Raw genomic sequence first — 17,136 nt, 5'->3', positions numbered from 1 at the left:
GATATCCATGACCATCACCAGCCCCACCAAAGTCCCGGGCTCCGTCCTCCCGGCGCGCACCGTGCACCGCGCGCCGAAGCGTGCGAGCCGCTTCAAGCCCGGTGCCGGGCAGCAGCTGAAGGGCGGTCCCTTCGCCTACATAGCGCTGACCGTCGTCGGCATCGGCTCGCTGCTGCCGCTGTACTGGACCCTGGTGGCCGCGTCCCACACCCAGGACGAAGTCCTGGCGTCCACCCCGCCGTTCCTGCCCGGCGACCGGCTGCTCCACAACCTCGACGCCGCCTGGAACCAGGCCCACCTGGGCAAGGCGATCCTCAACAGCTTCATCGTCTCCAGCTGCATCACGCTGGCGACGCTCTTCTTCTGCACCCTGGCCGGCTACGCCTTCGCCAAGATGCGCTTCCGCGGACGCGGCGCGCTGATGACCGGGGTCATCGCGACCCTGACGATCCCGCCGCAGCTCAGCGTCGTGCCGCTGTTCATGATGATGTCCGACCTCGGCTGGAGCGGAAGCCTGGAGTCGGTGATCTTCCCGACCCTGGTCAGCGCGTTCGGCGTGTTCTTCATGCGTCAGTACCTGACCGAGGCGCTGCCGTACGAGCTGATCGAGGCCGCCAAGATCGACGGTGCGAGCAACTTCCGCATCGTGCGCAGCGTGGTGCTTCCGGTGGCCCGCCCCGCGATGATGGTGCTGGGCATGCTCACCTTCGTCCAGGCGTGGAACGACTTCTTCTGGCCCTACCTCGCGCTGAACCAGCAGAACCCCACCCTTCAGGTGGCCCTCGGCCAGCTGAAGGCCTCCTACACCCCCGACGAGAGCATCGTGATGGCGGGCGGGCTGATCAGCACGCTGCCGCTGCTCGTGGTGTTCGTCCTCTTCGGCAAGCAGATCGTCGGCGGGATCATGTCCGGCGCCGTCAAGGGCTGACGTTTCCCCCAGCCTCCTCGTCACTTCCCGGAACCCCCGTACGGCCCGTACCTGACCGCGGGCCGTACGGGCTCCGGAGTTCCACCCCTTCCCCGCCCCTGTCCGTCCATCCCTGGGAGCGCTCCCGCATGACTGCCGTACGACCCGACATCGCCCCGAAGCAGGCGCCCGCGGCCACGAAATTCCCTACGGGCTTCGTCTGGGGAGCGGCCACCGCCGCCTACCAGGTCGAGGGCGCCGCAGCCGAGGACGGCCGCACCCCTTCCATCTGGGACACGTTCAGCCGTACCCCGGGCAAGGTCCGCAACGGCGACACCGGTGACATCGCCGCCGACCACTACCACCGCTACCGCGACGACGTGGCGCTGATGAAGCAGCTGGGGCTGAAGGCGTACCGCTTCTCCATCTCCTGGTCCCGGGTCCAGCCCACCGGCCGCGGCCCCGCCGTCGAACGCGGCCTGGACTTCTACCGCAAGCTCGTCGACGAGCTGCTCGAAGCGGGGATCGCCCCCGTCGCCACCCTGTACCACTGGGACCTGCCCCAGGAGTTGGAGGACGCCGGCGGCTGGCCCCAGCGGGTCACCGCCGACCGCTTCGCCGACTACGCCGCGATCATGGCGGGCGCGCTCGGCGACCGGGTCGCGACCTGGACGACCTTCAACGAGCCGTGGTGCTCGGCCTTCCTCGGATACGGCTCCGGAGTGCACGCTCCCGGCCGCACCGAGCCCGCCTCCGCCCTGCGGGCGGCCCATCACCTCAACCTCGCCCATGGCCGGGCGATCGAGGTCCTGCGCGATCAACTCCCCGCTGGTGCGCAGACCTCGGTCACCCTCAACCTCCACCAGGTCCGCCCGCTGACCGCGAGCGCGGCCGACGCGGACGCCGCACGCCGGATCGACGCCGTCGGCAACCGGGTCTTCACCGGTCCGATGCTGCGCGGTGAGTACCCCGAGGACCTGCTCGCCGACACCGCGCACCTGGTGGACTGGTCGAAGCTGGTCCAGGACGGCGACCTGGCCGCGATCTCCCGCCCGGTCGACGTCCTCGGCATCAACTACTACACGCCGACGCTGGTCTCCACCCCGGAGAAGGGCGAAGCGGGCTCTGGCAACGATGTCCACGGCTCCAGTCAGTTCTCGCCGTGGCCCGGCTCCGAGCACGTCGCCTTCCACCTCGCCGAGGGCAAGGCGCGCACGGCGATGGACTGGCCGATCGACCCCGACGGGCTCTACAACCTGCTGATGGACGTCACCCGCGACCACCCCGGCCTGCCGCTGATGGTCACGGAGAACGGCGCCGCCTTCGACGACTACGTCTCGCCCGAGGGCCGGGTGGAGGACCCGGAGCGGATCGCGTACCTGCACGGCCATCTCGACGCCGTGCAGCGTGCGGTGGCCGACGGCGCGGACGTCCGCGGCTACTTCCTGTGGTCGCTGATGGACAACTTCGAGTGGGCGTACGGCTACTCGAAGCGCTTCGGCACGGTGTACGTCGACTACGCCTCCCAGCGCCGCATCCCCAAGGCGAGCGCCTACTGGTACTCCGACGTGATCCGCCGCCACGCCCTCCCGGAGCCCGGCCTCTCCTGACCCGGAGCGCCTGCCGACGCGCTCCGCCCCTTCGGGGGGAGGGCGCGGCCCGCGCGGCGGGCGCCGCCCCGAGACCGTGAGATGCGCGACCCCTGAGACCCGGCCCCGTGCCGGGTCTCAGGCGTATCCGCAGCTCATTCCTCCCCCCTTCCGGCCCCCTCGGTCCGGGGCCCGTGCGGGCCGCTTGACCACGCGCGTAGAGTGGGAGCGCTCCCACGGTGCGGCTCGGGGAGCGGCGGCCCGCTCACCCCGAGTGTCAAGCGAACCAACGCCAGGACTTGGTTTGGTTATCCGACTGTGAGAAATTGACCGCGAACGGGAGGCAGCCATGACGGCAGCGCGAGTACGGAGCGGGGGCCGGCCCACGCTCGAAGAGGTCGCGGCACGGGCGGGGGTGGGGCGCGGCACCGCCTCGCGGGTCATCAACGGTTCGCCACGGGTCAGCGCGCACACGCGCGAGGCGGTGGAGGCGGCCGTCGCCGAGCTCGGGTACGTACCCAACCGCGCGGCTCGCGCCCTGGCCGGGAACCGGACGGAGGCCATCGCTCTCGTCGTGCCCGAGTCGGAGACCCGCTTCTTCGCGGAGCCCTACTTCTCCGGCATCGTCCGCGGGGTGGGCGCCGCTCTCGCCGACACCGAGATGCAGTTGCTGCTCACCCTCGTCGGCAGCGACCGCGAACGCCGCAGACTGGCCCAGTACCTCACCGCCCACCGCGTGGACGGCGTGCTGCTGGTCTCCGTGCACGCCGACGACCCGCTGCCCGATCTGCTGGAACAGCTCGGCATGCCCGCCGTCATGAACGGCCGCAGGTCCGTCGCCGAGCCGCTGCCCTCGGTCGACTCGGACAACTTCGAGGGCGCCCGCGGCGCCGTCGAGCACCTGGTCTCCCGGGGCCGCCGCTCCATCGCCACCATCACCGGCCGGCTGGACGTCTACGCCGCCCAGCGACGCCTCGACGGCTACCGCAAGGCCCTGTCCGACGCGGGCCACGAGCCCGACGAACGGCTGATCGCCCCCGCCGACTTCTCCGAGGAGGCCGGCGTCCGGGCCATGCGCGAACTGCTCGCCCGCCGCCCGGACGTGGACGCGGTCTTCGCCGCCTCCGACCTGATGGCGGCGGGCGCCCGCCAGGTGCTGCGCGAGGCGGGCCGCCGCATTCCGGACGACGTGGCCCTCGTCGGCTTCGACGACTCGGCGGTGGCCCGGCACATGGACCCGGCGCTGACGAGTGTGCGCCAGCCGATCGAGGAGATGGGCCGCACGATGACCCGGGTACTCCTCGACCAGATCGCGGGCGAGAACACCGACCGCCCGCAGATCGTGCTGCCGACCGAACTGGTGGTCCGCGACTCGTCGTGAGCCGCCCGTCCGCCCGTCCCGCAGTGGCATGGGGCCGTCGGTCGGCGTTGCACGCGTGAGGGGCCCCGGGACCCCCCCGGGCGCCTCCGCGACTTCACTTCGTGCGTCGTGCGGCTCGGGCGCGCCCACGGCACCATGGCCGGGCGGCCGGTACTTCCCGTCTGCCCGCCCGCTCGCCTGCCCGCCCATCTGTCTGTCTGCCCGCCCGCCCGCTTGCCTGCCCGCCCGCTTGCCTGCCCGGGCGCCCGTCTGTCTGCCCGCCGGCCTGACCGGCCTCGGGCGCGTCCGCGGCCGGCTCGTCGGCGAGCGGCCCGCTCGCGTGCTCAGGGCCCCTCGCCGACGGCGAGTTCGTCAGCGGGTTGAGTAACCGAGCGCGTGGTGGCTGAGTACGCGTGCTCAGGGATCGGCGATGTTCCGCGGCGATAGTTGAGGCAGTAACGAACAACTGGAGTCAGGAGAGATCATGCGCGTCGCCCGCAGGACCAGCCCCTCTGGCAGGATCCGCCCCGCCCGCGTCATCGCCGCCGCTCTCGCGAGCGCGGCCGCGGTCGTGGCACTCACCGGATGTTCCGGCCTCGCGTACGAGGAGGACATCTGCAGCGACGGCGAGTACCCCGTGCTGACCGTGGGCGGCTCCGGTTCCGCGTGCGAGAAGAACGGCGAGGAGCCCTCGAAGGGATATACGCGGTACCCGGAAGGCAAGGTGCCGAAGCACGTCGACGACGACTGGGACGTGTACTGGCGCACCCACACGCTCGACAAGGACGGCCGCATCGTCGACGCCCCCGACGCCGACTGACCGGACCGCTCGGGCCCTTCGCCCTGCGGCTCCCCGCCGGGCACACACCGGGTGCCCGGCGGTCGACCCGGCTTCCGGCGCATCGGGCGGCTATACGATCCACGCCATGACCACCGCACTGATCCTCGTCGACCTGATGCCGCGCATCATCGCACTCCCCCTCGCCCCGTACTCCGGGGACGAAGTGCTCGCGCGTTGCCGAGAATTGGCCGAGTCCTTCCGGGCGAGCAGGCGGCCGGTGGTGCAGGTCCGAGTGGAGCGCCCGAACGTCGCCGAGCAGCCGCCGGGCAGTGACTTCACCGAGGGCCTGGTACACGACAGCGACCTCGTGGTGGTCAAGCGCACCATAGGGGCGTTCTACGGCACCGGTCTGGACGAGTCGTTGCGCAAACTGGGCGTGGAGAACCTGGTGATCGCCGGGCTGGTCACCACGATGGGCGTCGAGTCCACCGCGCGGGCCGCGGCGGACCACGGCTACGAAGTCGAGTTCGTGGCCGACGCGATGTCCGGACTGGCCGCGGACGAGCACGAGTTCGCCGTGGAGCGGATCTTCCCGCGCTTCGGCGAGGTGCGTCACACCGCCGACTACATCTGACGCCCGCCCGTAGCCGGCCCCGCCAGGCTGTGGCCAAGGCCCCTATCGGACCGGGCTCCGCCCGGCCCTGTGCCGGCAGAGCCACGGGCGGGAGCTCAGCGGCGGCGTCGGCCGAGGCCGCAGACTGACCGACGCGGACTTCGACCTGGCCGCACGAATTGATCAGATCGCCGCAGATCACGGTGCAGGGCCCAGCACCCCCCCGACCCCGGCGGGACGAAAGTGCCTCCCGCGCCGGCGCGCCGGCGCATCCGGGTCGGACGGCGGGGCGGCTGAAGGCTGTACCCGGTGGGGCAGAGCCTGGCCGGACGCACCATCGCGGCCGTTCGTCTCTTCCCGCGGCCGGTTTCTCGGGGCGTTCCCCGATGCTCGCCATAAGGGAGATCACGACCGCAGCCGGGGTCCGTGCTGTGCTCCCGACGTTTCCCAAGAGGGGGGCATGAAGAAGCCCTGACCTGTTCACACAGGTCAGGGCTTGATCATTCAGGGTGAGTAACGGGACTCGAACCCGCGACATCCTGGACCACAACCAGGTGCTCTACCATCTGAGCTATACCCACCATGTCCGGGCGTTTCCGACCGGCCGAGAAAAAGTGTACAGGGTCCGAGAGGGTGCTCGCGCCCCCATTGTTCAGCCGCCGGTCCCGGCCCCCGAAAGGGCTGTGACCAGCGGCTTCCCAGGAGCCTAGGGCCGTTCGTTTGGATCAGGCCGGGCTCGCGGGGTCCGGCACGCCCATCTGCCGCGTTGTCGTCGGTCGCCAACGCTCCGCGTTGACTCCCTCCTCCGCCTTGCAGCTGCACGCACCGGACCCCGCTCCCTGATCCGGCCTGATCCAAACGAAAGGCCCTAGGCCGAGGGCTGCGTCAGGCGGGCAGCGATCGACTTCGCGCGCTCGGAGTCCGGGCCCGGCTGCGGGACGAACACCGCCTCGCGGTAGTACCGCAGCTCCGTGATGGAGTCGCGGATGTCGGCGAGCGCCCGGTGGTTGCCGTTCTTGTCCGGGCTGTTGAAGTACGCCCTCGGGAACCAGCGGCGTGCCAGCTCCTTGATCGAGGAGACGTCGACGATCCGGTAGTGGAGGTACCCCTCCAGCGCGGGCATGTCCCGGAAGAGGAAGCCGCGGTCGGTGCTGACCGAGTTTCCGCACAGCGGGGCCTTGCCGGGCTCCTTCACGTGCTCGCGGACGTAGGCCAGGACCTTCTCCTCGGCGTCGGCCAGGGTGGTGCCCGCGGCCAGCTCGTCGAGGAGGCCCGAGGCGGTGTGCATCTGCCGCACCACCTCGGGCATGGTCTCCAGCGCCGCGTCCGGCGGGCGGATCACGATGTCCACCCCTTCGCCGAGCACGTTCAACTCCGAGTCGGTGACCAGTGCGGCCACCTCGATGAGTGCGTCTTCCGTCAACGAGAGCCCGGTCATCTCGCAGTCGATCCACACCATGCGGTCGTTCATGCGCCCCACCCTACGGGGCGCTCCGCTGTCCCGGCAGGGCCGGGCGGCTCGCGGCGTACGCCTCGGAGCCCGGTTTCCCGTGCTCCCCGCGCCCCGCGTCCGCGGCGGCCGTGGACGACGCACCCGGCTGGCCCGCGGAAGCCGGCAGCGGAGCACGCCGGGCCCCGGAGGCGCCCTGGGCGGGCACCCCCGGTTCGGTGGCCGTGACCGCCGGCTCGGGACCACCCTGCGGACGACGGACCCGGTAGGCGGCCCGGTACGCGGCGGGGGACGAGCCCAGCTGACGCCGGAAGTGCCCGCGCAGCGCGACCGGCGAGCGGAAGCCGCAACGGCCCGCGACCTCGTCGACCGAGTAGTCGGACGTCTCCAGCAGCCGCTGCGCCTGCAGCACCCGCTGGGTGATCAGCCACTGGAGCGGCGCGCTGCCGGTGAGCGAGCGGAACCTCCGGTCGAAGGTCCGTCTGCTCATATAGGCGCGCGCGGCGAGCGTCTCCACGTCGAACTGCTCGTGCAGATGCTCCAGCGCCCAGGCCACGACCTCGGCGAGCGGGTCGGAGCCGATTTCCTCCGGTAAAGACCTGTCCAGGTAGCGCTCCTGGCCGCCACTGCGCCGGGGCGGCACGACGAGCCGGCGGGCCAGCGCCCCCGCGGCCTCCGTGCCGTGGTCCGAGCGGACGATGTGGAGGCAGAGGTCGATCCCGGCCGCGGTCCCGGCGGAGGTGAGCACATCGCCGTCGTCGACGAAGAGCTCACGCGGATCGACGTGCACCGACGGGTAGCGCTTGGCCAGCGTCGGTGCGTACATCCAGTGGGTGGTCGCCGGGCGGCCGTCCAGCAGCCCGGCGGCGGCGAGCACGAAGGCGCCCGTGCACAGCCCCACGATGCGCGCGCCCTCTTCGTGGGCGCGGCGCAGCGCGTCGAGCGCCTCCACGGGCGGCGGTGAGGTGATCGAGCGCCAGGCGGGCACCACGACGGTGCCGGCCCTGCTGATCGCCTCCAGCCCGTAGGGCGCGGTCAGTTCGAGTCCCCCCGTGGTGCGCAGCGGTCCCTCTTCGCCGCTGCACACGAGCAACCGATAACGCGGAACTCCCGCGTCCTGGCGGTCGATCCCGAACACCGAGAGCGGAATGGAGCTCTCGAAGATGGGGCCACCGCTGAACAGCAGTACGGCGACGACCTCACGGCGTCGGCGTCCGCTGAGCTTCCGTACAGCCTCCGTTGCGGTGGCGGAGTCCTGGCTCATGACGCTAAGCCCCCCTCGGTGTTCGCGTCTCCCTGGTCCTTACGGGCCTGTCGCACCTGCACATGTCCCCTCGGTCGTGCACGAGTCCCCCGCCTTCGACACTCAAGATCGAATCTACTGCGTCCCGTGGTGCCGTCGTGACAAGTTCACCAGTCGGCTTTATGTCGACAAGGCAACCTGGCGGGAAGCATTCGATCACGAAGCGTTTCACTCGTGAGTCGTGCAGGGAAGTGCGCCTGACGTTCATGGCCCGTCCCCATGGGGTGGAAGCGTACCGCTCGGTCTCTTCCTGCCTGCTGGCAAGGGGGTTGATCGGCCAATTCGACAAGGATTCGACCAGGTCCTGAAGTTGGCTGAAAATATACGGTCGCATGTACGGAAATCAGTCGTTCTACCGGCGCACGACCCGAGCGGGGTGGTCACTCCTGTGCGCCCCCTCGGCCCGGCGAGAGGCCGGACGGGGGCCGGGCGGGAGGCCGTGCGGGGGTCGTCGAGGGCGGCCGCCGGGGCGGACCGGCGGAGCAGGGCCCGGCAGGCCGCGGTGACGGCGGCCAGGCCGAGCGCGACGGCCGCCGCCCCTCCGGCGGAGCCGCCGAGGGCCAGGAGGGCGACCGGAACCGGCGGGCAGCCGGACACCGCCCGGCGGACCACGTCGCCCGCCGGCTGTCCGGCGGGTTCCGGAGGGGAGGGCGGACCGGGTGCGGGCCCGGGGTTCTCCCTGGGCGGCCCGGGGGGGCGCCCCGGTCGGTACGGGGCGGCCGGCGGACCCCCCGCCCTGGCGCGCGGGGACCGGTGCGGGGCTGCGTACGGCCGGCGGACACGGGGGTCGACGGACCGCGCCCCGCCCCGTCACCGATTGCGGCCGTCCGGGGGGCCGTGACGTCGGTGTATCGGGCAACCGGCATTGCCATACGGGGCGGTCTCGGGCATGCTCCCTGAAACGTCGCACGCGCTTTGCGCGGATCTGGGCAGTGGAGGAGTGACGCCGTACCCTTGGGGGTAAGGGGTCGGGAAGAGTGATTCCCGGACACCGCAACACCGCCCGCTGACGCAGCTCCCCACGTCGCTCTCCTCACGAGGACTCTCTTCGCCGAGACACCGATGGCCGGTTACGAAATCCCCGAACCCGCGGACCGCAAGCAGGTGGCCGACCCCAGGTCGGACCAGCAGGCGGCCGAAGACGCGCGCCCTTCCTGTGATCCCGCCTTCCGGCACGGGGTGGTCGTCGGTTTCGACGGTTCGACCTCCAGCGAGCGGGCTCTCGCGTACGCCATCGGCATGGCCCGGCGGACGGGCTCCGGCCTGATCATCGTCCACGTCGCCAATCGGCTGCCGACGACGGTCTGGGCCGGCTGCGAGCCGCCCGTCTTCGTGGACGTCCCCGATCACCGCACCGAGGTCCTCGGCCTCGAGCTCGCCTGCGCGGACTACCTCTCCGAGGTCCCCTGGGTGCTCGTCGAGCGCGGCGGGGACATCTGCCACGAGCTGGAGGAGGTCGGCCGGGAGTACTCGGCCGACGCGATCGTCGTCGGTTCCACGCACGGAATCGTCGGGCGGATCTTCGGCTCGGTCGCGGGCCGGCTGGCGCGCCGCGCGCAGCGCCCGGTCGTCGTCATCCCCTAAGGGCTGTCCCGCAGTTCCTGGCGGGCGCGCGACGACGGCTACGGCACCTCGCCGCGTTGTCGAAACGCCCGGATGCACCCCGTATGCGGGCGCCTCTCCGCCTTGCCATGCACCGCATCCGACGCCACGCACTGATCCACCAGGAAATGCGGGACAGCCCTTGGCGCCCGCCCCGGCGCCCGCGAGGCCCCGGTGATCTTCCCGCCCGTTCCCGCGTCAGCCGGGGACGGGCGGTCTCTTTCCGGATCCGCCCGCCCGTCCTGATCCGACTCGGTCAGCGGCCGGTCTCTTTCCGTCCGGATCGGACGGACATGGCGTCAACTCGCCTACGGAAACAGCGGATAAGCCGAAGCTACCGGTCCGTAGATGTGGATTGTGCGTTTGTGAAGGGTAGATAAGCGTCACGGGAAACAGCACGATCGCATGCGAAGGGAGCCCGCCGTGGACAACGACGTCTCTGCGGGAAACACCAGCACCTCCACCCTCGGCCATCTCGCCCTGGGACTCACGCTGTTGGCATTCGGGATCGGTCACACCGGGGCCGTGGACGGGGTGACGGCGGCCGATGCCGTCTCGCTCGCGTTGTACGTCGGCGGTATCGCGCTCTTCGTCGCCGGGCTCCTGGAGTTCCGCGCGGGCGACGGCTTCGCCGGCACCGCGTTCGCCGGACTGGGGGCCTTCTGGTTCACCTGGGGCACCGGCGCCGGCGCCCAGGTCTCGGACCATGCGGCAGGGCTCTTCCTGCTGCTCTGGGCCCTGTTCGCGCTCACGCTGACGGTCGGCGCGTCCGGTCGCGGCCTGCTCGGGCAGGGGACGTACGGACTGCTGTTCCTGGCGCTCCTGCTGCTGGGTCTCGGGCAGTTCGCGGACAGCGGCTTCCTGGGCAAGGCGGGGGGCTGGTTCGCCGCGGCCGCCGGTCTGGCCGCCTGGTACGGGGCGACCGCCGCGCTGGCCCACTGGCCGACGTCGGTGCCCAAGCGTGCTGCCGGCCGAGGAGTGACGGCCACCGGCTGAGGCAGCGGCCCGGGCCGGTCCGGGGGCGGCACCGGCCCGCACGGGAGAGCGGCCCCGCACCCACGGACGTGGGTGGGGGGCCGCTCTCGGCGTCCGCGAGGGGAACTACTCGACCGTGACGGACTTCGCCAGGTTGCGGGGCTTGTCGATGTCCCGGCCCATGGCCAGGGCCGTGTGGTAGGCGAGCAGCTGCAGCGGGATGCCCATCAGGATCGGGTCCAGCTCGTTCTCGTTCTTCGGGACGAGAATCGTGTGGTCGGCCTTCTCCTGCTCGCGGTGGGCCACGGCGAGGATGCGGCCGCTGCGGGCCTTGATCTCCTCGAGGGCCGCGCGGTTCTTCTCCAGCAGGTCGTCGTCGGGGACGATCGCGACCGTGGGGAGCGCCGGCTCGATGAGCGCGAGCGGGCCGTGCTTCAGCTCCGAGGCGGGGTAGGCCTCGGCGTGGATGTAGGAGATCTCCTTGAGCTTCAGGGAGGCCTCCAGCGCGACGGGGTAGCCCCGGACGCGGCCGATGAACATCATCGACTGGGCGCCCGCGTACTCCTCGGCCAGCTTCTTGATCTCCTCCTCCGACTCGAGGATCTGACCGATCTGCTCGGGCAGCTTGCGCAGCCCTTCGATGATCCGCTTGCCGTCGGCGACCGACAGGTCGCGGATGCGGCCCAGGTGCAGGGCGAGCAGCGCGAAGGCGACCACGGTGTTGGTGAAGCACTTGGTGGAGACGACGCAGACCTCGGGGCCGGCGTGGACGTACATGCCGCCGTCGGCCTCGCGGGCGATCGCCGAACCGACGACGTTCACGACGCCGAGGACGCGGGCGCCCTTGCGCTTGAGCTCCTGGACGGCGGCCAGCACGTCGTACGTCTCGCCGGACTGGGAGACGGCGACGTAGAGGGTGTCGGGGTCCACGACCGGGTTGCGGTAGCGGAACTCGGAGGCGGGCTCGGCGTCCGCGGGGATGCGGGCCAGCTCCTCGATGAGGCCGGCGCCGATCATGCCGGCGTGGTACGAGGTGCCGCAGCCCAGGATCTTGATGCGGCGGACCCCGCGGGCCTCGCGGGCGTCGAGGTTCAGGCCGCCCAGGTGCACGGTGGAGAAGCGGTCGTCGATGCGGCCGCGCAGCACGCGGTCCACGGCGTCGGCCTGCTCGGAGATCTCCTTGTGCATGTACGTGTCGTGGCCGCCCATGTCGTACGACTCGGCCTCCCACTCCACCGTGGTGGGCGTGGCCGTCGTGGTCGAGCCCTCGGTGGTGTACGTACGGAAGTCGTCGGCCTTCAGGGTGGCCATCTCGCCGTCGTCCAGGGTGACGATCTGGCGGGTGTGCGTGACCAGGGCCGCGACGTCGGAGGCGACGAACATCTCCTTCTCGCCGATGCCGAGCACCACCGGCGAGCCGTTGCGGGCGACGACGATGCGGTCGTTGAAGTCGGCGTGCATGACGGCGATGCCGTACGTGCCCTCGACGGACTTCAGCGCCTCGCGGACCTTCTCCTCCAGCGTGACGGCCTGCGAGCGGGCGATCAGGTGGACCAGCACCTCGGTGTCGGTCTCGGAGAGGAAGACGACGCCGTCGGCGACGAGCTTCGCGCGGAGCTCGGAGGCGTTGTCGATGATGCCGTTGTGGACGACGGCGACCTTGTTGTCGGCGTCCATGTGCGGGTGGGCGTTCTCGTCGCTCGGGGCGCCGTGGGTGGCCCAGCGGGTGTGGGCGATGCCGGTGGTGCCGGTGAAGCGCTTGGGCACCCGGGACTCCAGCTCGCGGACCCGGCCCTTGGCCTTGACCATCTTCAGCGCGGCGGGCTTGCCGGCCGCCGGCTTGCCGGTGATGACGATGCCCGCGGAGTCGTAACCCCGGTACTCCAGCCGCTGCAGGCCCTCCAGCAGCAGCGGGGCCACATCACGCTTTCCGATATAACCGACGATTCCGCACATAGAGTCTCTGCCCCTCCATCGACGTACAGGTACAAGCAAGTAAGTGGGTGCCCGGCCGCGGGCCGGTGGTCCGCCGGTCTCAGCCGTAGACGATGCGGCGCAGCTGGCGGAGCGAGAGCTCCGGCGGAGCGACCGCCCGGTGCGGCAGCTCGGCCGAGATCCGTTCGAAGATCTCCGTGTTCACCAGGCCGCCGGACTGGAGCTCGCGGTGGCGGCGGCGGACGAAGGCGTCGGTCGTCTCGTCGAAGTAGGCCAGGACGTCGAGGATCACCCGGGCCGCCTCACCGCGTGGGAGCGCGGTGCTGCGCACCAGGTGGTCAATGAGGTCGTCGTACGACGAGCGGCGTTCGAGCACTCGTCGATATTGCGGCGGAAGGGGCTCCGGCGCAACAATCCTGCCCGATATCGGGCAGAAGTGCGGGCGAGTGACGCTCATTTTTCCGTTCTGGGCGATTCGGGAGCCCAGAACCGGGCCCTCGGGCCTCCCCAGCTCCACTCGGCGGGCGGGCTCCCGGGGCCGACGGGATGAATCCGGCCAGGTGCCCCGGACGGTCGGCCAGGTTCGGGCCCGGACGATGCGGGAAGAGGTCTACACCTTGACCGTCCGTGAGGCGCGCGGTACGCATGGCGACGGTGCGAATGGTCAGGAGATCCAGGTGTGAACCAGTAGAAAGGGATCCGGCTGTGAGACTGCACATGCCGCGGCACCGTGTTCTTCCCCGTGTTCTGCCCCGACTTCTCGGCTCGCTGCTCCTCGTCACGGCGGCCGGCGTCTCCACCGCCTGCGCGGTTCCCACGGCGTCCGCGGCGGGCGGGGACGCCGCGGCGTCGGCCCCCCGGCCCCTGGGCCAGGTCGTGCCCGCCCCCGCCTCCGTGAGACCCGGCGGATCCCCGTACTCCCTCACGAGTGCCACGAGGATCCGCGTCGACGGCTCGTCCGGCGAGGTCCGCAGGATCGGCGAGTACCTGGCGGGCGTGCTGCGCCCCTCCACGGGATACTCCCTGCCGGTCACCGGCCGGGCCGGCCCCAACGGCATCCGCCTCCGGCTCCGGTCCGGCGAGGGCGAACTGGGCGACGAGGGCTACACCCTCACCTCGGGGCGCGGCTCCGTGACCATCACCGCCCGCAAGCCCGCAGGGCTCTTCCACGGCGTCCAGACGCTGCGTCAGCTCCTGCCCGCCCAGGTGGAGAGCGACAGCCGCCAGAAGGGCCCGTGGAAGGTCGCGGGCGGAAGCGTCACCGACAAGCCGCGCTACGCCTACCGGGGCGCCATGCTCGACGTCTCACGGCACTTCTTCTCGGTCGACGAGGTCAAGCGCTACATCGACCAGATCGCCCTGTACAAGATGAACACCTTCCACCTGCACCTCTCCGACGACCAGGGCTGGCGGATCGCCGTCGACTCCTGGCCGAGGCTGGCCACGTACGGGGGCTCCACGGAGGTGGGCGGCGGCCCGGGCGGGTACTACACCAAGAGCCAGTACCAGGAGATCGTCCGGTACGCGGCCTCCCGCCACCTCGAGCTGGTGCCGGAGATCGACATGCCCGGCCACACCAACGCCGCGCTCGCCTCGTACGCGGAGCTGAACTGCGACGGCGTCGCGCCGCCGCTCTACACGGGCATCAAGGTCGGCTTCAGCTCGCTGTGCGCGGCCAAGGACGTCACGTACCAGTTCATCGACGACGTCATCCGGGAACTGGCCGCTCTGACCCCCGGCCGGTACATCCACATCGGCGGTGACGAGGCGCACTCCACCAGTCACGAGGACTACGCCAGGATCATGGAGCGCGCGCAGGCCATCGTCGGGAAGTACGGCAAGACCGTGATGGGCTGGCACCAGCTCACCGGGGCCACGCCGGTCGCGGGCGCGGTCGCCCAGTACTGGGGCTACGACCGGACCAGCGCGGCGGACCGTCAGAAGGTGGCGGACGCGGCGAAGAAGGGCACCAAGCTGGTGCTGTCGCCCGCGGACCGGGTCTACCTCGACATGAAGTACAACGAGCAGACGGTGCTGGGCCTGAAGTGGGCCGGTCTGGTCGAGGTGCAGCGGTCGTACGACTGGGATCCGGCGACCTACCTCGCCGACACCCCGGCGGACGCGGTGCTCGGGGTCGAGGCGCCGATCTGGGCCGAGACGCTGACCGACAGCGACGACATCGACGTGATGGCCTTCCCGCGGCTGCCCGGGGCGGCGGAGCTGGGCTGGTCGCCGGCCGAGACGCACGACTGGGACACGTACAAGGTGCGGCTCGCGGCGCTCGGCCCGCGGTTCACCGCGCTGGGGATCGACTACTACCGGTCGCCCCAGGTGCCGTGGCCGGCGGAGCCGGCTGCCGCGGGGTGAGCGGGCCCGCCCGGGGCGGGGGCGTGGGCGCCCTCGGCCCCGGGCGGGGCGGTCAAAGACGTCCGCGATAGCCGGGCGGGCGGTCGAGGGACGTCCTCAATCACCGGACGCGCGGTCAAGGACGTCCTCAACCGCCGGGCGGGCGGTCAAGGGCGTCCCCACTCGCAGGGCGGGCGGTTGAGGACGTCCCCCATCGCCTGACGGGCGGTCAAGGGCGTCCCCCATGGCCTGACGGCTGACGGCTGACGGGCCGGGCGGGCTCGGTGGGCCGGGCGAGGTCAGTCGTCCGACGGCGCGGCGGCTTCCGCTTCCTCGCGGAGCTGTTCCTCGCTCAGGCCGCGGCGCCAGTAGCCCACGAACGTCACCCGCTTGCGGTCGATGCCGCGCTCGCGCACCAGATGCCGGCGCAGCCCCCGCACCGTTGACGCCTCGCCCGCGATCCAGACGTACGGGGTCCCCTCGGGCAGTTCGGCCGCCCGCACGGCCTCCACGGCGTCCGGGGTGCCCGCCTCCTCCCGCACCAGCCAGTCGATCCGGGCCTCGGCCGCGGTGTCGACCGCCCTGCGGTCCCCGGTGTGCGGGACTTCCAGCCAGACCCGGGCGCGCAGCCGGGAGGGCAGCCACTCCAGGGCGGCCGTCGCGGCGGGCAGCGCCGTCTCGTCGGCCCAGATCAGCACCCAGTCGGTGTCCTCGGGCGGGCGGAAGCGGACGGCCGTGTTGTCCTCGACGGCCGGGCCGAGCGCCTTGATGACGTCGCCCGGCGAGGCGGCGGCGGCCCAGCGGCAGGCCGGACCGCCGTCCTCGTGGAGCGCGAAATCGATGTCCACCTCGGTGGCCGGACCGCCGGCGGTGCGGCGCTGCGCGCGGACCGTGTACGAACGCAGCACCGCCCGCACATCGGCCGGAAGTGCGCGCCAGGCGCCGAACCAGTTGCCCTCGTTATCGACCGGAACGACTGGTTCCGGCTGTCCGGGGTGCGGCAGGAACAGCGACAGGCTCTGATCGCGGCCCCCGGAGGCGAATCCGTCGAGCCCCGGGCCGCCGAAGGTGATCCGGAGCATGGACGGCCCCAGCCGTTCGGTGCGCAGGACGGTCAGCCGGAACAGCCGGAAGGGCTCGACACCGGCGGCGGTCGTCATGGTCAGGCGACCTTCTTCGCGTCCTCGATGGCCTTCGCGAGGTCTTCGAGGATCGGCGCGCACTTGTCGTAGCTGTAGATCGGCTCGGTGGTGCGCGGCACGACCTGGCCGGCCTTGACCGCGGGCAGCTGGGCCCAGGTCGGCTTGGAGGTCAGGGCGGCGGGCTGCAGGGCCGAGGACCGGTTGTCCATCATGATGATGTCGGCGTCGTACTTGTCGACGTTCTCCCAGCTCAGCTCCTCGAAGAAGCCGGCCGCGTTCACCTTCGGCTCGACGAACTTCACGCCCAGCTCCTGGAAGTACAGGGTGTCCGCGGACGTCTTGGCGAGCGAGACGTAGAAGAGGTCCTGGCTGGCCGAGCCGACCATCACCTTGATGTTCGGCTTGGACTTCGCGGCGGCGCGCAGCCGGGCCGCGGCCTTCTCGAAGCGGGCCTTCGCGTCCGTGACCGCTTTGGCCTGCACGTCGGCGCCGAGTGAGGCGGCGAGGTCCTCGTGCCGCTGGATCGCCTTGGGGATGGTGGTCTGGGCCGCCCACAGGGCGACGCTCGGGGCGAGCTTGAGGATCTTGTCCTTGGACGCGTCCGGCACGTACCAGAGGGCGTCCTTCTCCCACATCGCGGTCACCAGCAGGTCGGGGCCGAGTGCCGCGTACTTCTCGACGTTGAACTCGCCCCAGACGTTGCCCAGGATCTCGACCTTGCTGACGTCGAGGTCACCGGCCTGCACATCGGCCTTGCCGTCCTTGGTCTTCGTGGGCCCGAAGACGGCCTTGACCTCGACGCCGTAGTCGTGGAGCGCGGCGGCGACACCGGTGAAGGCGACGATGTTCTTCGGCGCCGACGTGGCCTCGGCGGTCTGCCCGCGGTCGTCCTTGAAGCTCCACGGGCCGGCCTCGGCGCTCTTGGAGCCGGTGGAGCCGGAGTCCTTCGAGTCGCCGTCACCACAGGCCGCGAGGACGGCTCCCAGGCCGACGGCGCCGCCCATGGCCAGCAGGCCGCGGCGGGTGGGACGGGACACTCGGGCAGTGCGCATGACGGAGTCCGCTTTCGTACGAGCCGGAGACCGGCCGATGACAAGTTCGAGGGAAGGTTAGCCTAACCTCACGACTTGTCG

At 71.3% G+C, this 17,136-nt stretch carries 14 protein-coding genes and 1 tRNA gene; 8 read left to right on the top strand and 7 right to left on the bottom strand.

Going from position 1 to position 17,136, the window contains the following annotated elements:
* Positions 1 to 7: 7 nt before the first annotated feature.
* The 5 genes from E6R60_RS06375 to E6R60_RS06355 all read left to right on the top strand — a co-directional run bounded on the left by E6R60_RS06375 (position 8) and on the right by E6R60_RS06355 (position 5,271).
* Entirely contained in the window at positions 8 to 928 is a 921-nt protein-coding gene (locus tag E6R60_RS06375; RefSeq protein WP_136325404.1) for a carbohydrate ABC transporter permease, read from the top strand.
* A gap of 128 nt (positions 929 to 1,056) precedes the next feature.
* On the top strand, positions 1,057 to 2,517 hold the full coding sequence (locus tag E6R60_RS06370; protein WP_136325403.1) for a GH1 family beta-glucosidase: 1,461 nt from the start codon (positions 1,057 to 1,059) through the stop codon (positions 2,515 to 2,517).
* Between the two features lie 328 nt (positions 2,518 to 2,845).
* On the top strand, positions 2,846 to 3,877 hold the full coding sequence (locus tag E6R60_RS06365; protein WP_136325402.1) for a LacI family DNA-binding transcriptional regulator: 1,032 nt from the start codon (positions 2,846 to 2,848) through the stop codon (positions 3,875 to 3,877).
* Positions 3,878 to 4,340: 463 nt separating this feature from the next.
* Complete coding sequence (locus E6R60_RS06360; protein WP_168713548.1) at positions 4,341 to 4,676, top strand: hypothetical protein; 336 nt, start codon at positions 4,341 to 4,343, stop codon at positions 4,674 to 4,676.
* Between the two features lie 106 nt (positions 4,677 to 4,782).
* The gene (locus tag E6R60_RS06355) at positions 4,783 to 5,271 is read left to right on the top strand and encodes an isochorismatase family protein (protein ID WP_136325401.1); all 489 of its coding nucleotides are present in this window, start codon (positions 4,783 to 4,785) and stop codon (positions 5,269 to 5,271) included.
* Positions 5,272 to 5,758: 487 nt separating this feature from the next.
* Here the strand turns inward: E6R60_RS06355 and E6R60_RS06345 are convergent.
* The 3 genes from E6R60_RS06345 to E6R60_RS06330 form a co-directional block, all read right to left on the bottom strand.
* Positions 5,759 to 5,831 (bottom strand) — tRNA-His (locus E6R60_RS06345).
* 287 nt (positions 5,832 to 6,118) lie between these two features.
* Complete coding sequence (gene orn, locus E6R60_RS06335; RefSeq protein WP_136325400.1) at positions 6,119 to 6,721, bottom strand: oligoribonuclease; 603 nt, start codon at positions 6,719 to 6,721, stop codon at positions 6,119 to 6,121.
* Between the two features lie 10 nt (positions 6,722 to 6,731).
* On the bottom strand, positions 6,732 to 7,964 hold the full coding sequence (locus E6R60_RS06330; protein ID WP_136325399.1) for a helix-turn-helix domain-containing protein: 1,233 nt from the start codon (positions 7,962 to 7,964) through the stop codon (positions 6,732 to 6,734).
* Between the two features lie 1,101 nt (positions 7,965 to 9,065).
* Here E6R60_RS06330 and E6R60_RS06320 point away from each other — a divergent pair.
* Positions 9,066 to 9,587 (top strand): universal stress protein, encoded by a 522-nt coding sequence (locus E6R60_RS06320; protein WP_136325398.1) that lies wholly within the window; start codon positions 9,066 to 9,068, stop codon positions 9,585 to 9,587.
* Positions 9,588 to 10,028: 441 nt separating this feature from the next.
* A complete protein-coding gene (locus tag E6R60_RS06315; RefSeq protein ID WP_136325397.1) occupies positions 10,029 to 10,601 on the top strand; it encodes a GPR1/FUN34/YaaH family transporter in 573 nt (190 codons plus the stop codon).
* Positions 10,602 to 10,706: 105 nt separating this feature from the next.
* Here the strand turns inward: E6R60_RS06315 and glmS are convergent, their stop codons facing one another.
* Together glmS and E6R60_RS06305 are read right to left on the bottom strand one after the other, a co-directional pair.
* Positions 10,707 to 12,536, bottom strand: a complete 1,830-nt coding sequence (gene glmS, locus E6R60_RS06310; protein WP_136325396.1) for a glutamine--fructose-6-phosphate transaminase (isomerizing) — start codon at positions 12,534 to 12,536, stop codon at positions 10,707 to 10,709.
* Positions 12,537 to 12,615: 79 nt separating this feature from the next.
* Complete coding sequence (locus E6R60_RS06305) at positions 12,616 to 12,891, bottom strand: hypothetical protein (RefSeq protein WP_136325395.1); 276 nt, start codon at positions 12,889 to 12,891, stop codon at positions 12,616 to 12,618.
* A gap of 341 nt (positions 12,892 to 13,232) precedes the next feature.
* Here E6R60_RS06305 and E6R60_RS06300 point away from each other — a divergent pair, with 341 nt between their 5' ends.
* Positions 13,233 to 14,882: a beta-N-acetylhexosaminidase gene (locus E6R60_RS06300; RefSeq protein WP_136325575.1), complete on the top strand. Its 1,650-nt coding sequence runs from the start codon at positions 13,233 to 13,235 to the stop codon at positions 14,880 to 14,882.
* Between the two features lie 278 nt (positions 14,883 to 15,160).
* Here E6R60_RS06300 and E6R60_RS06295 read toward each other — a convergent pair whose 3' ends face one another.
* Together E6R60_RS06295 and E6R60_RS06290 are read right to left on the bottom strand one after the other, a co-directional pair.
* Positions 15,161 to 16,021 carry a siderophore-interacting protein gene (locus E6R60_RS06295; protein ID WP_136325394.1) on the bottom strand — a complete coding sequence of 287 codons (861 nt, stop codon included), beginning with the start codon at positions 16,019 to 16,021 and terminating at the stop codon, positions 15,161 to 15,163.
* A gap of 2 nt (positions 16,022 to 16,023) precedes the next feature.
* Positions 16,024 to 17,055: an ABC transporter substrate-binding protein gene (locus E6R60_RS06290; protein ID WP_168713547.1), complete on the bottom strand. Its 1,032-nt coding sequence runs from the start codon at positions 17,053 to 17,055 to the stop codon at positions 16,024 to 16,026.
* Between the last annotated feature and the right edge of the window lie 81 nt (positions 17,056 to 17,136).

It is taken from the genome of Streptomyces sp. A0642, from assembly GCF_004795105.1.
Classification (GTDB): Bacteria; Actinomycetota; Actinomycetes; order Streptomycetales; family Streptomycetaceae; genus Streptomyces.
Note: the sequence above shows the minus strand (reverse complement) of the source record. Positions and strands in the feature narration are given on the sequence as shown.

Bases quoted from the DNA above. Each gene is read 5' to 3' on its own strand.
- E6R60_RS06370 (WP_136325403.1), top strand. From the start codon at position 1,057: ATGACTGCCGTACGACCCGACATCGCCCCGAAGCAGGCGCCCGCGGCC.
- E6R60_RS06360 (WP_168713548.1), top strand. From the start codon at position 4,341: ATGCGCGTCGCCCGCAGGACCAGCCCCTCTGGCAGGATCCGCCCCGCC.
- E6R60_RS06330 (WP_136325399.1), bottom strand. From the start codon at position 7,964: ATGAGCCAGGACTCCGCCACCGCAACGGAGGCTGTACGGAAGCTCAGC.
- E6R60_RS06320 (WP_136325398.1), top strand. From the start codon at position 9,066: ATGGCCGGTTACGAAATCCCCGAACCCGCGGACCGCAAGCAGGTGGCC.
- glmS (WP_136325396.1), bottom strand. From the start codon at position 12,536: ATGTGCGGAATCGTCGGTTATATCGGAAAGCGTGATGTGGCCCCGCTG.
- E6R60_RS06365 (WP_136325402.1), top strand. From the start codon at position 2,846: ATGACGGCAGCGCGAGTACGGAGCGGGGGCCGGCCCACGCTCGAAGAG.
- E6R60_RS06300 (WP_136325575.1), top strand. From the start codon at position 13,233: ATGCCGCGGCACCGTGTTCTTCCCCGTGTTCTGCCCCGACTTCTCGGC.
- E6R60_RS06355 (WP_136325401.1), top strand. From the start codon at position 4,783: ATGACCACCGCACTGATCCTCGTCGACCTGATGCCGCGCATCATCGCA.
- E6R60_RS06290 (WP_168713547.1), bottom strand. From the start codon at position 17,055: ATGCGCACTGCCCGAGTGTCCCGTCCCACCCGCCGCGGCCTGCTGGCC.
- E6R60_RS06375 (WP_136325404.1), top strand. From the start codon at position 8: ATGACCATCACCAGCCCCACCAAAGTCCCGGGCTCCGTCCTCCCGGCG.
- E6R60_RS06295 (WP_136325394.1), bottom strand. From the start codon at position 16,021: ATGACGACCGCCGCCGGTGTCGAGCCCTTCCGGCTGTTCCGGCTGACC.
- orn (WP_136325400.1), bottom strand. From the start codon at position 6,721: ATGAACGACCGCATGGTGTGGATCGACTGCGAGATGACCGGGCTCTCG.